The 16,679-nt window shown below is 35.2% G+C and carries 14 protein-coding genes and 1 tRNA gene; 4 read left to right on the plus strand and 11 right to left on the minus strand.

Annotation, left to right across the window (positions count from 1 at the left end):
* Positions 1 to 4 precede the first annotated feature (4 nt).
* Together NWE55_RS12770 and NWE55_RS12775 are read left to right on the plus strand one after the other, a co-directional pair.
* Positions 5 to 997, plus strand: coding sequence for a metallophosphoesterase (locus NWE55_RS12770; protein WP_006259354.1), 993 nt, complete (start codon positions 5 to 7; stop codon positions 995 to 997).
* A 5-nt stretch (positions 998 to 1,002) separates the two neighbouring features.
* On the plus strand, positions 1,003 to 2,082 hold the full coding sequence (locus NWE55_RS12775; protein ID WP_006259353.1) for a phytase: 1,080 nt from the start codon (positions 1,003 to 1,005) through the stop codon (positions 2,080 to 2,082).
* Positions 2,083 to 2,346: 264 nt separating this feature from the next.
* Here NWE55_RS12775 and NWE55_RS12780 read toward each other — a convergent pair.
* The 10 genes from NWE55_RS12780 to nhaC all read right to left on the minus strand — a co-directional run bounded on the left by NWE55_RS12780 (position 2,347) and on the right by nhaC (position 12,607).
* A tRNA-Ser gene (locus tag NWE55_RS12780) sits at positions 2,347 to 2,431 on the minus strand.
* Between the two features lie 137 nt (positions 2,432 to 2,568).
* Positions 2,569 to 3,702, minus strand: a complete 1,134-nt coding sequence (gene ribB, locus NWE55_RS12785) for a 3,4-dihydroxy-2-butanone-4-phosphate synthase (protein ID WP_155092312.1) — start codon at positions 3,700 to 3,702, stop codon at positions 2,569 to 2,571.
* Positions 3,703 to 3,722: 20 nt separating this feature from the next.
* On the minus strand, positions 3,723 to 5,276 hold the full coding sequence (locus NWE55_RS12790; RefSeq protein ID WP_160340107.1) for an LptF/LptG family permease: 1,554 nt from the start codon (positions 5,274 to 5,276) through the stop codon (positions 3,723 to 3,725).
* A gap of 11 nt (positions 5,277 to 5,287) precedes the next feature.
* Positions 5,288 to 5,938 (minus strand): outer membrane lipoprotein periplasmic chaperone LolA1, encoded by a 651-nt coding sequence (gene lolA1, locus NWE55_RS12795; RefSeq protein WP_160340108.1) that lies wholly within the window; start codon positions 5,936 to 5,938, stop codon positions 5,288 to 5,290.
* Positions 5,939 to 5,960: 22 nt separating this feature from the next.
* Complete coding sequence (locus tag NWE55_RS12800; RefSeq protein WP_258204151.1) at positions 5,961 to 8,492, minus strand: FtsK/SpoIIIE family DNA translocase; 2,532 nt, start codon at positions 8,490 to 8,492, stop codon at positions 5,961 to 5,963.
* A gap of 138 nt (positions 8,493 to 8,630) precedes the next feature.
* Positions 8,631 to 9,131 carry a thiol peroxidase gene (gene tpx, locus NWE55_RS12805; RefSeq protein WP_155092309.1) on the minus strand — a complete coding sequence of 167 codons (501 nt, stop codon included), beginning with the start codon at positions 9,129 to 9,131 and terminating at the stop codon, positions 8,631 to 8,633.
* 166 nt (positions 9,132 to 9,297) lie between these two features.
* The gene (locus NWE55_RS12810) at positions 9,298 to 9,555 is read right to left on the minus strand and encodes a DUF6952 family protein (RefSeq protein WP_155092308.1); all 258 of its coding nucleotides are present in this window, start codon (positions 9,553 to 9,555) and stop codon (positions 9,298 to 9,300) included.
* A 21-nt stretch (positions 9,556 to 9,576) separates the two neighbouring features.
* Positions 9,577 to 9,885 carry a thioredoxin family protein gene (locus NWE55_RS12815; protein ID WP_155092307.1) on the minus strand — a complete coding sequence of 103 codons (309 nt, stop codon included), beginning with the start codon at positions 9,883 to 9,885 and terminating at the stop codon, positions 9,577 to 9,579.
* Between the two features lie 46 nt (positions 9,886 to 9,931).
* The gene (locus NWE55_RS12820; RefSeq protein WP_155092306.1) at positions 9,932 to 10,570 is read right to left on the minus strand and encodes a peroxiredoxin; all 639 of its coding nucleotides are present in this window, start codon (positions 10,568 to 10,570) and stop codon (positions 9,932 to 9,934) included.
* A gap of 579 nt (positions 10,571 to 11,149) precedes the next feature.
* Entirely contained in the window at positions 11,150 to 12,607 is a 1,458-nt protein-coding gene (gene nhaC, locus NWE55_RS12825; protein WP_160339296.1) for a Na+/H+ antiporter NhaC, read from the minus strand.
* A gap of 508 nt (positions 12,608 to 13,115) precedes the next feature.
* Here nhaC and NWE55_RS12830 point away from each other — a divergent pair.
* Positions 13,116 to 14,042, plus strand: a complete 927-nt coding sequence (locus tag NWE55_RS12830; protein WP_160339295.1) for a bestrophin family protein — start codon at positions 13,116 to 13,118, stop codon at positions 14,040 to 14,042.
* Between the two features lie 131 nt (positions 14,043 to 14,173).
* Here NWE55_RS12830 and NWE55_RS12835 read toward each other — a convergent pair whose 3' ends face one another.
* Positions 14,174 to 15,064: a DMT family transporter gene (locus NWE55_RS12835; RefSeq protein WP_155092303.1), complete on the minus strand. Its 891-nt coding sequence runs from the start codon at positions 15,062 to 15,064 to the stop codon at positions 14,174 to 14,176.
* 94 nt (positions 15,065 to 15,158) lie between these two features.
* Between NWE55_RS12835 and NWE55_RS12840 the strand changes: the two genes are divergently transcribed.
* Positions 15,159 to 16,586, plus strand: a complete 1,428-nt coding sequence (locus NWE55_RS12840; protein WP_155092302.1) for an aminotransferase-like domain-containing protein — start codon at positions 15,159 to 15,161, stop codon at positions 16,584 to 16,586.
* Positions 16,587 to 16,679 lie beyond the last annotated feature (93 nt).

The raw sequence follows: 16,679 nt of genomic DNA on the forward strand, positions 1-16,679 counted from the left end.
TATCATGAAAAAAATAATATATAGTTTATTATTAGCAGTTTGTACTGCTACAATACAAGCACAGACTCCTTTTGAATATGAAAAAAGTACGGGGTATACAGGAAGTAATATTCCAAGTTTAACTCACAAAGAGAATAGTTTTAACTTTATTGTCATGGGAGATTTTGGACGTGTAGGGGATTATTACCAGAAAGATGTGGCTAGAGAAATGGGAAATGCAATGGTAGTATTAGATGGTGAATTTGTAGTATCAGTAGGTGATAATTTTTACCCAAATGGAGTTGCTAGCACAAGCGATTATCATTGGATATCTTCGTTTGAGAGTATATATACTAATCCATCTTTATATGCTGATTGGTATGTAGCTTTGGGAAATCATGATTATTTAGGTAATGTTCAAGCACAAATAGATTATACTAATATTAGTAGACGTTGGAATATGCCAGACCGTTATTATAGTAAAGAGTTTAAATTAGATAATGGTGAGAAGGTATTGTTAGTAGTAATGGATACAAATCCATTTATAGAAAGTTATCACAAGAGAAGTAAATACGGTGATTTACGACAACAAGACACCGAACAACAAATGAAATGGCTTGAAGAAACTTTAGGTAAAGAAGATGATACTATAAAATGGAAGATTGTAGTAGGACATCATCCAATGTACAGTGGAGGAAAGCGTAAAGAAAATAAAGATACACAAGGTTTTGCTTTAAAGTTTGCGGATTTTTTTGATAGACATAAAGTAGATGCTTATATATGTGGACATGAACATGACCTGCAAATTATCAAGCCTAAACATCGTTATACCACACAATTTCTTTCTGGTGCAGCGAGTGAAGTTCGAGCTTCTGGAGATATGGAGCATACCATTTTTGCCGCTGCAGAACCAGGTTTTATGACTTTCACTATTTTAGATAATGAATTAATAGTTCAGGTAGTTCAAGCAGGTAAGAAAGAAGCAAAGGTTTTATTTACACATCAAATAAAAAAGTAGAAATAATGAAATATAGATTTTTATACTCTTTAGCGGTCTTAGGATTATTGAGTAGTTGTAAAGATAAGTTAGCTCCTATAGCCCCAGATGCTATTCAGCCAACAATTGTTACAGAGCAAACAGTTTTTGATACAGATGATCCTGCTATTTGGATTAATCCAATAGATCAATCTAAAAGCTTAATTATAGGAACAGACAAAGAAGATGGAGGAGGAGTATATGCATATGACTTACAAGGTAAAATCGTACATAAGTTTATTGATATGGCACGTCCAAATAATGTTGATATTGCTTATGGTTTTTTGTATAAAGATATGGTGATTGATATTGCTGTTGTTACAGAGAGAAATGCAAATGCAATAAGAATTTTTAAATTGCCAGAGTTAACGCCAATTGATCAAGGTGGTTTAAAAGTTTTTGAAGGAGAAGTAGAGGATGGGTATAATGAACCAATGGGAATCGCTTTATATGAAAAGAAAGAGGATGATAATAAGCAAATCTATGCTATTGTAGGACGTAAAAGTGGCCCTTCTAATGAGTATTTATGGCAATATGCTCTGCAAGCGAATAAGGAAGGTCAGATAAATTTGGTGTTAAAAAGAAAGTTTGGTGTTTATAGCGGAAAAAAAGAAATAGAAGCTATTGCAGTAGACCAGGAGCTAGGTTACGTCTATTACTCTGATGAAACAGCAGGATTGCGCAAATACTATGCTGATCCAGAAAAAGGAAATGAAGAGTTGGCTTTCTTTGTTAAAGGTGATGCTAAGAGAGATCATGAAGGAATAGCTATTTATAAAAAAGATGCTAATTCGGGGTATATTATTGTTTCAGATCAACAAGATAATTCAATTTTAATTTATCCTAGGGAAGGTGAACAGGGAAACCCTCATGAACACAGATTAATTGCTAAGATACCTGTTTCTGCAATTGAATGTGATGGCTTAGAGGTAACTTCTTTAGGGGTGAGTAATATTTTTAATCAAGGTATGCTGGTAATGATGAGTAACGGTAAAGTATTTCATTATTATGATTGGAAAGATATTCAAGAGAGAATAAATAAAGTAAGTAAAAAAGAAACTAATTAAGTATAAAATTGAAAAACTCGTTTTAGTAAGGGATTTTCAATACTACTTTGTAAACAATAAAAACGTCAGCTTATTTATGTTAGGCTGACGTTTTTTTATTCAGTTAAATTTATTCATAATAAAGTAGAAAGGTGCGCAATAAATAAAGTTTATTTCGTGCACCTAATTAGTGTAGTATTTGGCTAATGCGGAATCTGGTTTAGTAAAAGAAGGGAGCAATAAAGCATAAAAAAGCCCGATAACGAGTGTTATCGGGCTTTTCAGCGGAGAAAGAGGGATTCGAACCCCCGGACCTGTTACAGTCAACGGTTTTCAAGACCGCCGCATTCGACCACTCTGCCATTTCTCCAGTCGAACTCTCTTGTTCTGTATTGCGAGTGCAAATATAGAGCTTTTGTTCGTTTGTGCAAAAGAAAATAAAAGAAATTATATACTTTTTTTACGCTTATTTTCTAAGTGCTTTATATTGAAAAGATTATTGGTCTATTAATATTTAATATAATCTTCAATTTCCAAGCCATAGCCAGTCATACCAACTCTTTTGGCTTGTTCAGAATTAGTCATCAAGTTGATTTTTCCGATTTTTAAATCGTGTAGAATTTGTGCCCCGATACCAAAATCCTTTTGATCCGCAGCAAGTTTAGGTGTATCCATATTAAGACAAGCTCCTTGTTCTTTGATCAAGGCTAATCTTTTAAGCAAACTTGAACTTAATTCTTCTTGATTGATAAATAATATAGCTCCTTTACCTTGTTGATTTACCTTTTCAAATGCAGCTTCAATGCGCTTATCAAGTTTACCACTTAAAGCGTCCAAGATATCGTTATTGCCAATCATTGAGTTTATGCGTGTTAAAACAGCTTCATTCTCTTGCCAATCTCCTTTTGTCAAAGCTATATGCACTTGTTGATTTGTATTTTGCTGATATGCTCTTAATCTAAATTTACCAAAGCGCGTATCTACTTCAAAATCTTCTTTCTTTTCGATTAAACTATCGTGCTTCATGCGGTAAGCCACAAGATTTTCAATTGATATAATCTTCAAGTCCCATTGTTTGGCCACTTCCATTAATTGAGGAAGACGAGCCATAGAACCATCTTCATTTAAAATTTCAACTAATATTCCTGCAGGTTTTAATCCCGCTAAACGAGCAAGGTCAACAGCAGCCTCAGTATGTCCTGTTCTTCTTAATACACCACCTTCTTTGGCGATTAGTGGAAAAATATGACCTGGACGGCCTAAGTCTTCAGCCTTAGTATCTTCTTTTACTAATGACTCTATCGTTTTAGCTCTATCGTGAACCGAGATACCGGTTGTACAACCATGACCTTTTAAGTCAATAGTTACCGTGAAGGCAGTTTGGTGAAGAACTGTATTGTTTGTTACCATTGGATGTAAGTCAAGTTCTTTACATCTTGATTGGGTTAGGGGAGCGCAGATAAGACCTCTACCATAGGTAGCCATGAAATTAATCATCTCTGGAGTAACCATTTCTGCAGCGGCGATAAAATCACCTTCGTTTTCACGATCCTCATCATCTACCACTATGACTACTTTTCCTTGACGAATATCTTCGATAGCTTCCTCAATAGTGTTTAATTGAATGTGATTGTGTGACATTATAGTTGTTTTTTTGTTGTTTATAATTCCTTGTTATCTATTTCTTTGCCAAATATTTTAGTCTTGATAAGGCCAAAGAAAGCTTTTATTCTCTCTTTTACCCAAACAAAGGCATCGACAAATGGCTCAAATACAGCCCCAAAGTTTACTTCTCCATTATCGGCCGTAGCTTTGTAGGTAACGAAGACAGCTAGGGGAGTGAGCACAAGTGCTCCGATCCAAGAGCCCAATATTGGTGACATACCATCCTCTTGAGCTACTTTTTTACCAAAGGTATTGATAAAGTGGTAAGTAATAAAGATAATTACCGCAAAAACCATAGGTAATCCTACACCTCCTTTTCGGATGATAGCCCCAAGGGGTGCTCCGATAAAGAACATTAAGAAACACGAATAAGCTATGACAAACTTTTCGTTTAGTGCCAAGTAATGGTCGTTAATCTTTTTCATTTGATTTAATACCGTAGCGTCATTGGTTTCGGTATTAAACATAAGATTACTTACATATTCATTGGCAGTGGTCAATATTCTTGTTTTTTCCGTTTTATTGAACTGCTCAAGTATTTTATCTGGTGCAACCTCTAAGTATGCGGTTTTAGACTTTGTTGAATCTATAGAAGCTTCTTGCGAGTGATTGTCATCTTGATCTGTAGTATCAGTGGCTTTATTACTATCATACAGTGATTTTAATCTCAAGGTAAGGTTATCCGAATTAGATATTTTACTTGCGACTACTTCATTGTTTAACGAATCTAAGGTATAGCTTAATTGGCTAATATTAAGCATGTGATAAGTATTCGTTACTCTCTCAGGATCTTCTGTTTTGTTCAGTTCAGCCATATCCATATTGACAGTGTATTTGTCAAATTTCACCTTCATAAAAGGCATTTTATTGGCATCTTGATATGTCTTATGTGGAATATCTCTGTAGTAATTTCCGTCAAATAGTTGTAACTGTAATAAGTTGGTGGTCTCGGAAGTGGCCAATTCACCATTGACAGAGCGAATCACTACTTCGTTTTTATAGCCGCCGTTTCCGCGAATATGCATGGTAACATTATCGAGATATTGTCCTTTGTCTCCTGTTTTTTTATCTACTTTAATATTCGATGTTCCCAAGTCAGTAAACTGTCCAGGTGCAATTGCCATAGCTGGTTTTACCGCTACAATTTCTCGGCGCAAGTTAATAAACTCATATTCCGCTTTTGGAATCACGTTATTTGCAAACCAAAAAGATAATAAGGCTAACGCACTGATAAATATCGAGAGTGGTCTTAAAGCGCGACCAAGAGATATTCCTGAGGCTTTCATTGCAGCAAATTCGTAATTCTCAGCCAAGCTACCAAAGGTCATAATTGAGGATAATAATACCGATAAGGGCAATACCAGTGGCACCATCTTTGGCGAGTAGAGCAATAAGAATTTGATAATAACAAATACATCAAGGTCTTTACCTGCTAATTCAGTGATAAATAACCAAACTGCTTGTAGAATAAATATGAAGTACAGAATAGCAAACACTGTAGTTAGTGTTGTTACAAAGCTCTTTAAAATATATCGATCTATTATTTTCACAGAAAGAAAAACTAATCTATTTTATTAATATAATAATTTGGGTACTGAGACTCGGTAAAGGTAAAATGATTTTTTGATATACTCTGATTAGTTTTAAAAGAATTAACCGTTAAGATAGTTTTTGTACCATTTTTATTGGTTTGTACCTTAGTGTAGATGTCTTTGCTTTGGTCATCTATACCCAGTAAGACTTCTTTTATACTTGAGGACTCATCAATTGGAAATAGCTTAATGTATTGAATTTGACGTCCCTTTACACTAGCTAATATATCCCATTGGTAAGTAAATCCTTCTTGAAAGAAAGTAAGTAGGTGAGAAGGTAAGATACCATCGCTTTTTTCTTTGTTGAATTTCGAAATAGTTACCTCTTCATCCTCAGATGAAATCGTATAGATCTTCTTTCCGTCATATATTTTTTTAATTCCCATAAACTCCAGTAGATACAAATCTCCTTGTATATCTACATGTCCTTTAGTGTCTTGGTTTAACTGCTCATCTTTGTCATTGCGTGAACTATATGAAAAATCAATAGACACGTTTTTGTAATTTGAGAGTCGCTTGCTTACTTCATTTAGATAGTTTTTCGCACGTTGGCTTGATTGGCCGTAGGTGTTACTAAGTGAAATGGCAATTATAAATAATAAACTAATTAACTTTTTCATAAAAAATACCTTGTTTTAGGTTTTACATATTTTCTTCTTCAGCTCTAAAGAATTGCTCTAAGGCTAAAATATCTGGAATAAGTACGCTTCTGGCCTTACTTCCTTCAAACGGACCTACTATTCCTGCGGCTTCTAATTGGTCAATAAGTCTTCCTGCTCTATTGTAACCCAATTTGAGTTTTCGCTGTAATAAAGATGCAGACCCTTGTTGTGCAATGACAATTACTTCAGCAGCTTGCTTGAATAAGGCATCTCTTTCACTAATATCCACATCAAGATTACTTGCACCACCATCTTCTCCTACGTATTCTGGTAGTAGATATGCACTTGGATAAGCTTTTTGAGATCCAATATACTCAGTTAGCTTCTCAACCTCTGGTGTATCAACAAAGGCACACTGTACCCGTACAAGGTCATTACCTTGTGTATATAGCATATCTCCTCTACCAATTAGCTGGTCTGCTCCTTGACCATCTAAGATTGTACGCGAGTCAATTTTAGAAGTTACTCTAAAGGCCACACGCGCAGGGAAGTTAGCTTTAATAATCCCGGTAATAACGTTTACAGAAGGTCTTTGCGTTGCGATAATTAAGTGAATTCCAATTGCACGGGCAAGCTGAGCTAAACGAGCAATAGGAGTTTCTACTTCTTTACCTGCTGTCATAATTAAATCTGCAAACTCATCTATCACAAGGACAATATAAGGCAAAAAGCGATGTCCTTGTTCAGGATTTAACTTGCGTTGTTTAAACTTCTCGTTGTATTCTTTGATGTTTCTCACCATAGCGTCTTTTAACAAGCTATAGCGGTTATCCATCTCTATACACAAGGAGTTGAGTGTATTAATAACCTTTGTATTATCAGTGATGATTGCATCTTCTGAATCAGGCAATTTAGCTAAATAATGGCGTTCTATTTTATTAAATAACGTTAATTCTACTTTTTTAGGGTCAACTAACACAAATTTAACTTCTGCAGGGTGCTTTTTGTACAGTAGGGAAGTTAAAAGGGCGTTTAATCCCACAGATTTACCTTGTCCTGTGGCTCCTGCCATAAGTAAGTGAGGCATTTTCGCCAAGTCTACCACAAATGTTTCATTAGAAATGGTCTTACCTAAAGCAACAGGGAGTTCCATTTCTGCATTTTGAAACTTAGGTGAGGCAATAACGCTTTTCATTGATACAATTGAAGGCTTGGTGTTTGGTACCTCAATACCAATGGTACCTCTACCAGGAATAGGAGCAATGATACGAATACCTAAAGCAGCCAGTGATAAGGCAATATCATCTTCAAGATTCTTAATCTTCGATATTCTAACTCCTGCCTCTGGTATTATTTCATATAAAGTAACTGTTGGTCCAACAGTAGCTTTAATTTGCGCAATGTCAATTTTGTAGTTCTTTAAGGTCTCTACAATATTGTTTTTGTTTTCTTCCAGTTCTTCTTGGTCAATTGTAATTCCAGAGTTTCCATACTCTTTTAAGATATCAATAGAAGGAAATTGATATTTTGAAAGTTCAAGTGTTGGGTCAAATTCCCCAAAGTCTTGTACCAGTTTAGCGGCTAAGTTTTCCTCTAATACCTCTTCATCTTTAGCTGCTTCAATAACAAAATTGTCATTTGGAGTGTCTAAAATCATTCCTTCAAACGAATCTTCCTCTTGCTTTTTGTTTTTTAATGATAACTCTGAGCTGTGTTCTATAGTTGGTTTTACAGCTTTTGGATCCATTGTAAAAGAGTGCTTTGGCGCAGTTTCACCTTGGCTTTCTGGCTGTGATTGAGTCTCAGTTGCGTTTTCTATAATTAAATTATCAGTGATTAGTTTCTCTAAATTATCAGTGTGTTCTTCTTTTACTGGAGTGGAGTTTTCTGGACTCTTTGTTGGTACACTCTCTGGAGTATCAATATTAAAGTCAGTAATTTCCTTTTTGCTCTTTTCAATTGTCTTGTTTACGCTGTTTTTAATGCTCTCCAGATTTGCTTTAATTTTTTCAGGAGAAGGTTTAAATCTAAATACGATAAAGACAATAACTAAGAAGATAATAAGTAAAATAGTACCTACAGTACCAATGTAATCAACAAAGTACAGATTCATTTCATAGCCAACTATACCTCCTAAAATCAGGTTTTTGGATCCAAAGAAACCCAATGTAAGCGATAAAAGAACCATTGAGGTTAGATCCCAGAATATGACGTTTTTAATTCGAGTTCTATTAATTCCAAAAAGTCCATAGATTCCTGCGTGTATTAGAATCTTACATAAAAATAAAGCGGAAACTCCAAAACCACTGTAAATGAGTAGGTGGCCAAAGTAGGCGCCTATCTTACCCGTAGTATTTGCTACAGCAGCTGTTCGATCTCCCAGAGCATCTAAGTTACTTTGATCCTCTACACCTGTGAATAAATATGAAAACAATCCTATTGTTAAAGCAATACCTGCGATAACCACAAGTATTAGAAATAGGAATTTGATATTAAATAATGGGTTAGCGGATTTATTTGTTTTGTCGGATTGTGTAGTAGTAGTCTTTTTGGTTTTACTTTCTTTTTTCATCGCAAAATATATTGACAATATGGCTAATTGTAATCTTCGTGTTTTGTGTTAAAATACAAAAAACTGCTATTGGTTATAAAATAGCTCTTGAGAGTTATGGTACAACCAATAACAGAAATATGTTTTTTTAGTGATGTTTTATTTCAATGCAGCCAAAGCTTTTTCATAGTTTGGTTCATTTGTAGTCTCGGCTACTTGCTCTGTGTAAACTACTTTTCCTTGTGGGTCAATGATTACTACTGCGCGAGATAAAAGACCTTTTAAAGGACCGTCTGTAAATAAAACGCCATAGTCTTTTCCAAATTGTCCTTCTCTAAAATCAGATAACATCTCTACGTTTTTAATTCCTTCAGCCCCACAGAAACGATCTTGAGCGAAAGGTAAATCTCTTGATATACAAAGTACAACTGCATTGTCTAATTTAGCAGCAGATTCGTTGAAATGTCTTACTGACATTGCGCATGTACCTGTATCTACACTTGGAAAGATATTGAGTATTACTCTTTTTCCTTTGTAATCAGATAGTGATTTATCAGCTAATCCAGCACCTACTAAGTTAAATGCTGGAGCTATAGCGTTTATAGCGGGAAGTTCACCTATAGTGTGTACTTCGTTGTTCTTTAAAGTTACTTTTGCCATATTATTTTAATTTTTAGTACTACACAAAAATATATAAAATATATCAATGTAAACTTGTTTTTATTGTGAGAAATCATCGCAATAGTGAAAGTTTTACTTATTTGTGTTCCATAAAAAAAGGGTTCAACGTAAAATGTTGAACCCTTGTGTATTTGGTATTGATAAATTATTTGTCAATTGATCCTAATACTCTTTTCATAAACCCGTTAAGAGCTTCTTTTTGAGTAGCACCTTCTTTGATCAGTTTTTGAACCTCTAAGGCACCGTACATATTAGAAATTAATTCCCCGATAACATCTAATTCTTCGTCTTTCAATGAAGGAACTTCAGTTAGGTTTTCTAATACTTCGATAGTTTCAATGATATAATCTTGGTCATTGTCCTCAATGAATTGAGTCAAATGTTTGATAACAGGTAATTTCATTCTAATTGTGTTTTTCTGAAATTATGCAATTTCGTTTACTAAATCGTTTAAAACCTCTGCTTTGTTTGTTTGAGCTTGGTTTACTAATTTTCCGTTAACGAATGTAGCGAATGTAGGTAAATTACTTACGTCGGCTAATTGTCTTGACTCAGGGAAGTTCTCAGCATCTGCAATTACAAATGTCATGTTCTGTTTCTCACCAGCCAATTTTTTAAACTTCGGTTTCATAATTCTACAGTTACCACACCAAGATGCAGCGTATTGAACTACTACTTTATCGTTTGAATTTACAATTTCTTGTAAATTGTCTTTATCTAATTCTAAAAGCATTTTATTTTTATTTAATCGTTTATACTCTGTGATGTAATCTTACAGATTAGTTTTTGCTTAAGTACTCAGCAACACCTTTTCTGTCAGCGTTCATCGCTTGTTTACCTTCTTCCCAGTTTGCAGGACATACCTCTCCGTGAGTTTGAACGTGTGTATAAGCGTCGATTAATCTGATGTATTCGTTTACGTTTCTACCAAGTGGCATATCGTTTACTGATTCGTGGAAGATTTTTCCAGTCTCATCTACAAGGTAAGTAGCTCTGAAAGTTACGTTAGAACCTGCAATTTGAACTGCATCATACTCCTCGCTGTAAACTTCTTCTTCTACGTCTAAAATTCCTAATACTGAAGATAAGTTTCTTTGTGTATCAGCTAAGATTGGGTAAGTTACACCTTCGATACCACCGTTGTCTTTTGCTGTGTTTAACCATGCAAAGTGTACTTCGTTTGTATCACAAGAAGCTCCAATTACCATAGTGTTTCTTTTTTCGAACTCAGGTAATGCTGCTTGGAAAGCGTGTAATTCTGTAGGACATACAAAAGTAAAGTCTTTTGGGTACCAGAATAATAATACTTTTTTATTGTTTTTTGTTGCTTCCTCAAAAATGTTGATTCTTAAATCATCTCCCATTTCAGACATTGCATCAACTGTGATATTTGGAAATTTTTTACCTACTAAAGACATAATAATTATTTTTTAAAGTTAATATTGATTTCTCTTATTTTTCTATTGCAAATGTAGAACACATTTTAGGTTATATCTATTAAGTTTGATTATTGTTTTTTATCATACTATAATAAATATCTATTTTACCCTTGTCTAAATATTTTTTTACTGTATTCTGTTTTGACTTTTTAAATATATAAAGAAATTGCGATTTTACAAACTAACTAAGTGTTATATAAATGCTAATTATTAGTTATCGTTACTTTTATGGCCTCATTGTTAGCTTTTTAGTAAATTATCAAAAATCTGACTTTAAGCTAAGGTTGTCATTCTTGTTGAGCCTTTTTTAAAGTGATAAGGCCAGCTGGTTTGTCTATAGGTAAGGTGATTGCTCTGGCAGAAGGCAAAGAGCGTGTTTAGCGGTAGTAGATCCATAATACAAAAGCCCAAGCATTTGCTTGGGCTTTTGTATTATATAATTTAGTTGCTATAAGCAAGTATAGATTAACAGTGATCATGTAGCTTAGTTAGCGTAACCTCAACCTTGCATTTGGGTGTAGGTACGTGCTTATACAGATATATTACCTTTGTTCTTGTCTACTTATCTGCGCTAATTAGCTTGCGAATTTTAAAGTTCAGTGCCGCGTATAAGAGTGTTACAAACGGGCTTAGGTAGTTAAAGAATGCATAGGGTAGGTAAGTCATAGTTGGAATACCTAATACTCCTGCGTGATAGGCTCCACAAGTGTTCCATGGGATCAGTACTGAAGTTACTGTTCCAGAATCTTCAAGTGTTCTACTTAAGTTCTCTGGCGCCAATCCTTTTGTCTTGTAAGCATCCGCAAACATCTTTCCAGGTACAACAATCGATAAATATTGGTCTGAAGTCATGACGTTAATTGCTAAACAACTTGCTACAGTGCTGGCGAATAACCCAAATATATTATTTGCAATATTAAGTAGTGCTTGTGATATTTTTTGCAGTGCGCCTATCGCTTCCATAGCTCCTCCAAATAACATAGCACAAAGAATAAGCCATACGGTATTTAGCATACTGGCCATTCCTCCAGCCTCGAATAAGGCATTGAGACTTTCTAATGGGGAAATAATCTTAATATCTGTGGTAAGGGCTAACATAACTCCCTTGTATGCATTGTAGAAGTTAAATGTTTCTGCTCCAGATACTGCTACGACGATATCTGGTTGGAATATCAAAGCAAATACTGCACCTAACAATACTCCGATTAAAAGGGCTGCGATTGATTGTACTTTTTTGATAATTAGTAGAATTACAACAACGGGTACGATAAATAACCACGGTGTAATGTGGAAGGTATCTGCAATGGCAGCTAAGGTCTCTGCAGTGTCTATATTACCTTCAGTTCCATAGACTAACCCCAATACAACAAACAAGCCTAAAGTGACTATGTAAGTAGGTACAGTGGTATATAACATGTATTTAATGTGGGTAAACAGATCTGTTCCAGCCATAACTGGCGCCAAGTTGGTCGTGTCTGATAAAGGAGAGAGTTTATCTCCAAAATAAGCTCCTGATACAATTGCCCCTCCAATAACTCCTAATGGCATGCCTAATGCATTTCCTATACCGACTAAGGCAATTCCCACTGTAGCAGAAGTTGTCCAAGAACTTCCAGTTGCAATGGAAATAATCGAGGTGATAATCACACAAGCTGGCAAGAAAATAGCAGGATGTAAGATGTTTAATCCATAGTAAATCATACTGGGAATGATCCCACTTAGTAGCCATGTACCCGATAGCGCTCCTACTAATAATAATATAAAAATGGCGTTACTGGTATCTCTGATATTGTGTGTGACTTGTTTTAGTATCTTGTCATAAGACACATTATTGTACACGCCAATAACAGTTGCAATAGCCCCCCCTATGATTAAAATAAACTGATTGGTTCCCGACAAGGCGTCATCCCGGAATACAAATACATTCACAGCTAACATAGCTACTAAGATAACTACGGGGATTAGCGATTGAAACAATGTAATTTGTCTTTCCTTTTTGTCTTGTGCGTTTTCCATTTATTTTAAAAATTGTTAGTATATATTGGTTGCGAAATTAAGCAATAATCATTAAAATATTGTTTTTAAAAGTAAAATGGAAAGATAAAAGGTTGTTATTTATTCTGATTTAAAGTAGGTGAAGTTAATGTGTAGCTTAGGTGATGTATTCACATAGCTTGAATTAAAGGCTGTGTCTTGTGACAAATGGCGACCTTGCTTTTTAGGGATATTTAAAATATTGATACTTATTTGTTTACTCTTTTTTTGTTGAAAAAAGCAAATGATTAAGCAACAAATAGTGTGAAAATCAAATTATTTTAATATATTTACTAAAATAAACTTTTTATAACAAGTAAAAGTGAACGCCGTATTTTATAATCCTGTATAAAATAGGGTTATGAAGTATATGATAAATTATTGTTGTTAGATGTTTTTAGAGGCATCAATTAGAGCTACTTATCCAACAAATAAGTAGCTTTTTTTATGTTTTCGCTTTACCTTTGTGGTACTTAAAACTCAAACCAATATGATTGTTAGAAACAAAAAGCATATCCTTCAAATGCTTTTTACCTGGAAAGGGTCAGTCCTAAAAAAAATATACCCCACTTTACTTTTTATCTTTGGATTTTCTTGGATTGTATATTTTGCGAGGTATTATTTTCCTGAGATCATCATTCCTTTAAATGTTGGAGCATTTGCTTTAGTGGGTATTTCATTAGCTATTTTCTTAGGTTTTTGTAACAATGCTGCTTACGATCGCTTTTGGGAAGGTAGAAAACAGTGGGGGAGTTTGGTAATCCATACCCGCTCATTAGCATTTCAAATACAGAATTACATTGCTGAATCAAACTCTTTTACCAAAGAGGACAAGAAAGAGGGCATTAAACTTATCATAGCATTTTGTTATGCCTTGAATAAACAATTAAGAGGCAAGACAGATTATGAAACACTCCAAAAGTACTTAACACCACAGGTGTATCAGACGATGCTAACAAAGCGCTTCAAACCTGCTTATTTATTACATGAGCTTACAAGTTGGATTGCGGCTCAACAAAGAGCAGGACGCTTAGATACGATTACTCAAGCTCGTATTGATCAGAATATAGATCAACTTTCAATCGTTCTTGGTGCATGTGAACGCATTGTTCATACTAAGATACCGTTTGTTTACTTTGTAATTTTGCATCGAACAGTTTATATCTATTGTTTTATTCTGCCTTTTGGTTTAATTGACTCTATTGTCTGGGCCATGCCTTTCTTCGTCACTTTTGTCGCTTATACTTTTATTGTACTTGATGCAGTAGTGGAAGAAATATCTGAGCCTTTCGGAATGGAGGAAAACGATTTAGCTTTGGATCAGATGTGTGCTAATATTGAGTATTCTCTAAGCGAGCTGTCTGAGATGCCACTGCCTATTATTTTATTGCCAAACCAGGATTACGTGGTTACTTAATAAAGGGCAAATAATTTTAGAATCCTTGTTTGTAGAACTTATATTCAGAAAAAGTAAAAAGGCACTGCTTATTTTAAGCAGTGCCTTTTTGGTTAGTAAAGTGTATATAATAATTGAAGAGAAAAATTAATCTATTTGGCAAATTTCTTACTCGCAGCCACACATAGAATGACTCCAAAGGTAATATAGAGCATTTCTGAACTTACTTTTTCGTGTAAAACACTAGCGGCTAATATCATTCCCAGTAGCGGCTGAAGCAGTTGGATTTGTCCAACTGTAGCTATTCCTCCTTGAGCCAAACCTTTGTACCAAAATATATAGGCTAAGAACATACTGATTACTGAAATGTAGAAAAGGCCAAACCAAGATTCTCCACCCACGCTTGCTAACTCAGTAGGCAAAGTGTAAATCATTATGGGAATAGTCAAGGGAAGGGAAATAATACAAGCCCATGATATGACTTGATACCCCCCTAAGGTTTTCGATAATTTCGCTCCTTCGGCATAGCTTTGCCCACATAGAATAATGGCTAAGATCATCAAAATATCCCCTACAGGATTTGCGCTTACTCCTTGCGAAAAGGCAAATCCAATTACTAAGGCACTTCCAAGTAAAGAAAATAACCAAAAGATTGGCTTAGGTTTTTCTTTGCCAATAAACACTGCAAATACTGCAGTTGATAAAGGTAGCATTCCCATAAATACCAATGAATGAGCAGAACTGATGTATTGCAGTGCCATAGCTGTTAGCAGAGGAAAACCAATCACTCCACCGATTGCTACTTTAATCAAAGGCCATAACTGTGCTTTTGTAGGTCTTTTCTCTCTGAAAAATAGTACACAGGCAAGGGCTAAGATTGCAGCAATCACTGCTCTTGCTGCCGTGGCAAATATAGGGTCCAAATCTTTTACAGCCATTTTGGTAGCAGGCATTGACCCAGCGAATAACAATACACCAATAAATCCATTTAACCACCCACTGGATGATTTCGTTTTTGCATCTAAAATGCCAGTTTGTTCCATTGTCTTTTTTTATTTGATACAAAATTAAGGTAAGAAATAGGATTCGCACAGTATCAGTTTTGTATATTTGTATGGACACAGTTAGTTGGTAATTATGAGTAAAAGCTTTTTGTATAGTGAGATTGCAGAGAATTTAGCTTCGCAGATTAGAAATGGAATTATAAGAGAGGGAGATAAGCTTCCTTCTGTTCGTATGCTTTGTGCTGAATACGAGATTAGTATGAATACTGCTAAACGAGTATTTTTGGAATTGGAATCTCAATCGCTGATTTATGCCAAGCCTCAAAGTGGGTATTTTGCAAGTAAACTCAGTTATAAAGATCTACCTCTTCCGGGGGAGAGTAATCCAATATTATTGGCAAACCACTGTGAGCCTAATGATATTTTACAAAAGGTATATGCCAATATAGGTCGTGAGGATATCTTGTTGTTATCCTATACTGTGGCCTATGGTGATATGCTGCCTATTTCACAGCTTAAAAAGGAGATTGTTCAAGCCACAAGGGCATTGCCTACTGGAGGAGTACAGTATGATCGAGTGGAGGGAAATGCTAATTTAAGGAGGATGGTTGCTATGCGATCACTTACGTGGGGAGCAAATTTAAAGGAAGAAGATTTGATTACCACTAATGGAGGTATGAATGCTGTGGCGCTTTGTTTGATGGCTTTGAGTAAACCAGGGGACACAGTTGCCATTGAAAGCCCGTGTTATCCGGGAATCTTACAGTTGGCATTAGGTCTTGGGCTCAAAGTGTTTGAACTACCTACACACCCCAGAACAGGGATTAAGATAGAGGCTTTAAAGGAAGTAATCGATAAAATAGATATCTGTATCCTAATTTCTAATTACAATACTCCTGTTGGTAGCTGTATGCCAGATGAGAATAAGAAAGAAGTAGTTGAACTGTTGGCATCTCAGGATATACCTCTTATTGAAGACGATGTTTATGGAGACTTGTGTTTTACAGGGCATCGACCAAATTGTTGTAAGAGTTTTGACACCACTGGAAATGTACTTTGGTGTAGTTCGATCTCCAAGACTTTAGCTCCGGGGTTTCGAGTAGGGTGGGTTGCTCCTGGTAAGTACAAGGATAAGGTACTAAACGTAAAATTGGTTCATTCCATTTCTTCGTCCTCTTTAGAACAAGAGGCCGTTGCCAACTTCTTGAAGTCTGGTAAATATGATAAGCATTTGAAAAATCTTCGTCAAAAGCTCTATTTGAATTATCAAAATTACGCAAGGGTGATACAGCAAAGTTTTCCAAAAGACGTGAAGATTAGTCAACCTCAAGGAGGACTTTCTCTTTGGATTGAATTTGGAGATAAAATCGATACCATTGAGCTTTATGATGCTGCAATCAAACGGGGAATTAGCATCGCTCCTGGACGTATGTTTACCTTGCAAGACCAATATAATAATTCTATGCGTTTGTGTTTTGGAGTACCTTGGAACGCACAATTAGAAAGTAAATTAAAGCAAATAGGAATTTTAGCCAAACAACTTCAGCGATTAAATAGTTAGGAATCTTTAAGTTTCAAAAAAGGTTCTGTTTCTAAACTAGTAGCATGCATTGTTGGGGTTATGGCGGTTTAATGTTAGAGTAGGCTTTGGGTA

This window comes from Myroides albus (assembly GCF_024722315.1).
In the GTDB taxonomy this organism is placed as follows: Bacteria; Bacteroidota; Bacteroidia; order Flavobacteriales; family Flavobacteriaceae; genus Flavobacterium; species Flavobacterium album_A.

Coding starts and splice junctions, on each gene's coding strand:
- NWE55_RS12770 (WP_006259354.1), top strand. CDS start 5: ATGAAAAAAATAATATATAGTTTATTATTAGCAGTTTGTACTGCTACA.
- NWE55_RS12775 (WP_006259353.1), top strand. CDS start 1,003: ATGAAATATAGATTTTTATACTCTTTAGCGGTCTTAGGATTATTGAGT.
- ribB (WP_155092312.1), bottom strand. CDS start 3,702: ATGTCACACAATCACATTCAATTAAACACTATTGAGGAAGCTATCGAA.
- lolA1 (WP_160340108.1), bottom strand. CDS start 5,938: ATGAAAAAGTTAATTAGTTTATTATTTATAATTGCCATTTCACTTAGT.
- NWE55_RS12800 (WP_258204151.1), bottom strand. CDS start 8,492: ATGAAAAAAGAAAGTAAAACCAAAAAGACTACTACTACACAATCCGAC.
- tpx (WP_155092309.1), bottom strand. CDS start 9,131: ATGGCAAAAGTAACTTTAAAGAACAACGAAGTACACACTATAGGTGAA.
- NWE55_RS12810 (WP_155092308.1), bottom strand. CDS start 9,555: ATGAAATTACCTGTTATCAAACATTTGACTCAATTCATTGAGGACAAT.
- NWE55_RS12815 (WP_155092307.1), bottom strand. CDS start 9,885: ATGCTTTTAGAATTAGATAAAGACAATTTACAAGAAATTGTAAATTCA.
- NWE55_RS12820 (WP_155092306.1), bottom strand. CDS start 10,570: ATGTCTTTAGTAGGTAAAAAATTTCCAAATATCACAGTTGATGCAATG.
- nhaC (WP_160339296.1), bottom strand. CDS start 12,607: ATGGAAAACGCACAAGACAAAAAGGAAAGACAAATTACATTGTTTCAA.
- NWE55_RS12830 (WP_160339295.1), top strand. CDS start 13,116: ATGATTGTTAGAAACAAAAAGCATATCCTTCAAATGCTTTTTACCTGG.
- NWE55_RS12835 (WP_155092303.1), bottom strand. CDS start 15,064: ATGGAACAAACTGGCATTTTAGATGCAAAAACGAAATCATCCAGTGGG.
- NWE55_RS12840 (WP_155092302.1), top strand. CDS start 15,159: ATGAGTAAAAGCTTTTTGTATAGTGAGATTGCAGAGAATTTAGCTTCG.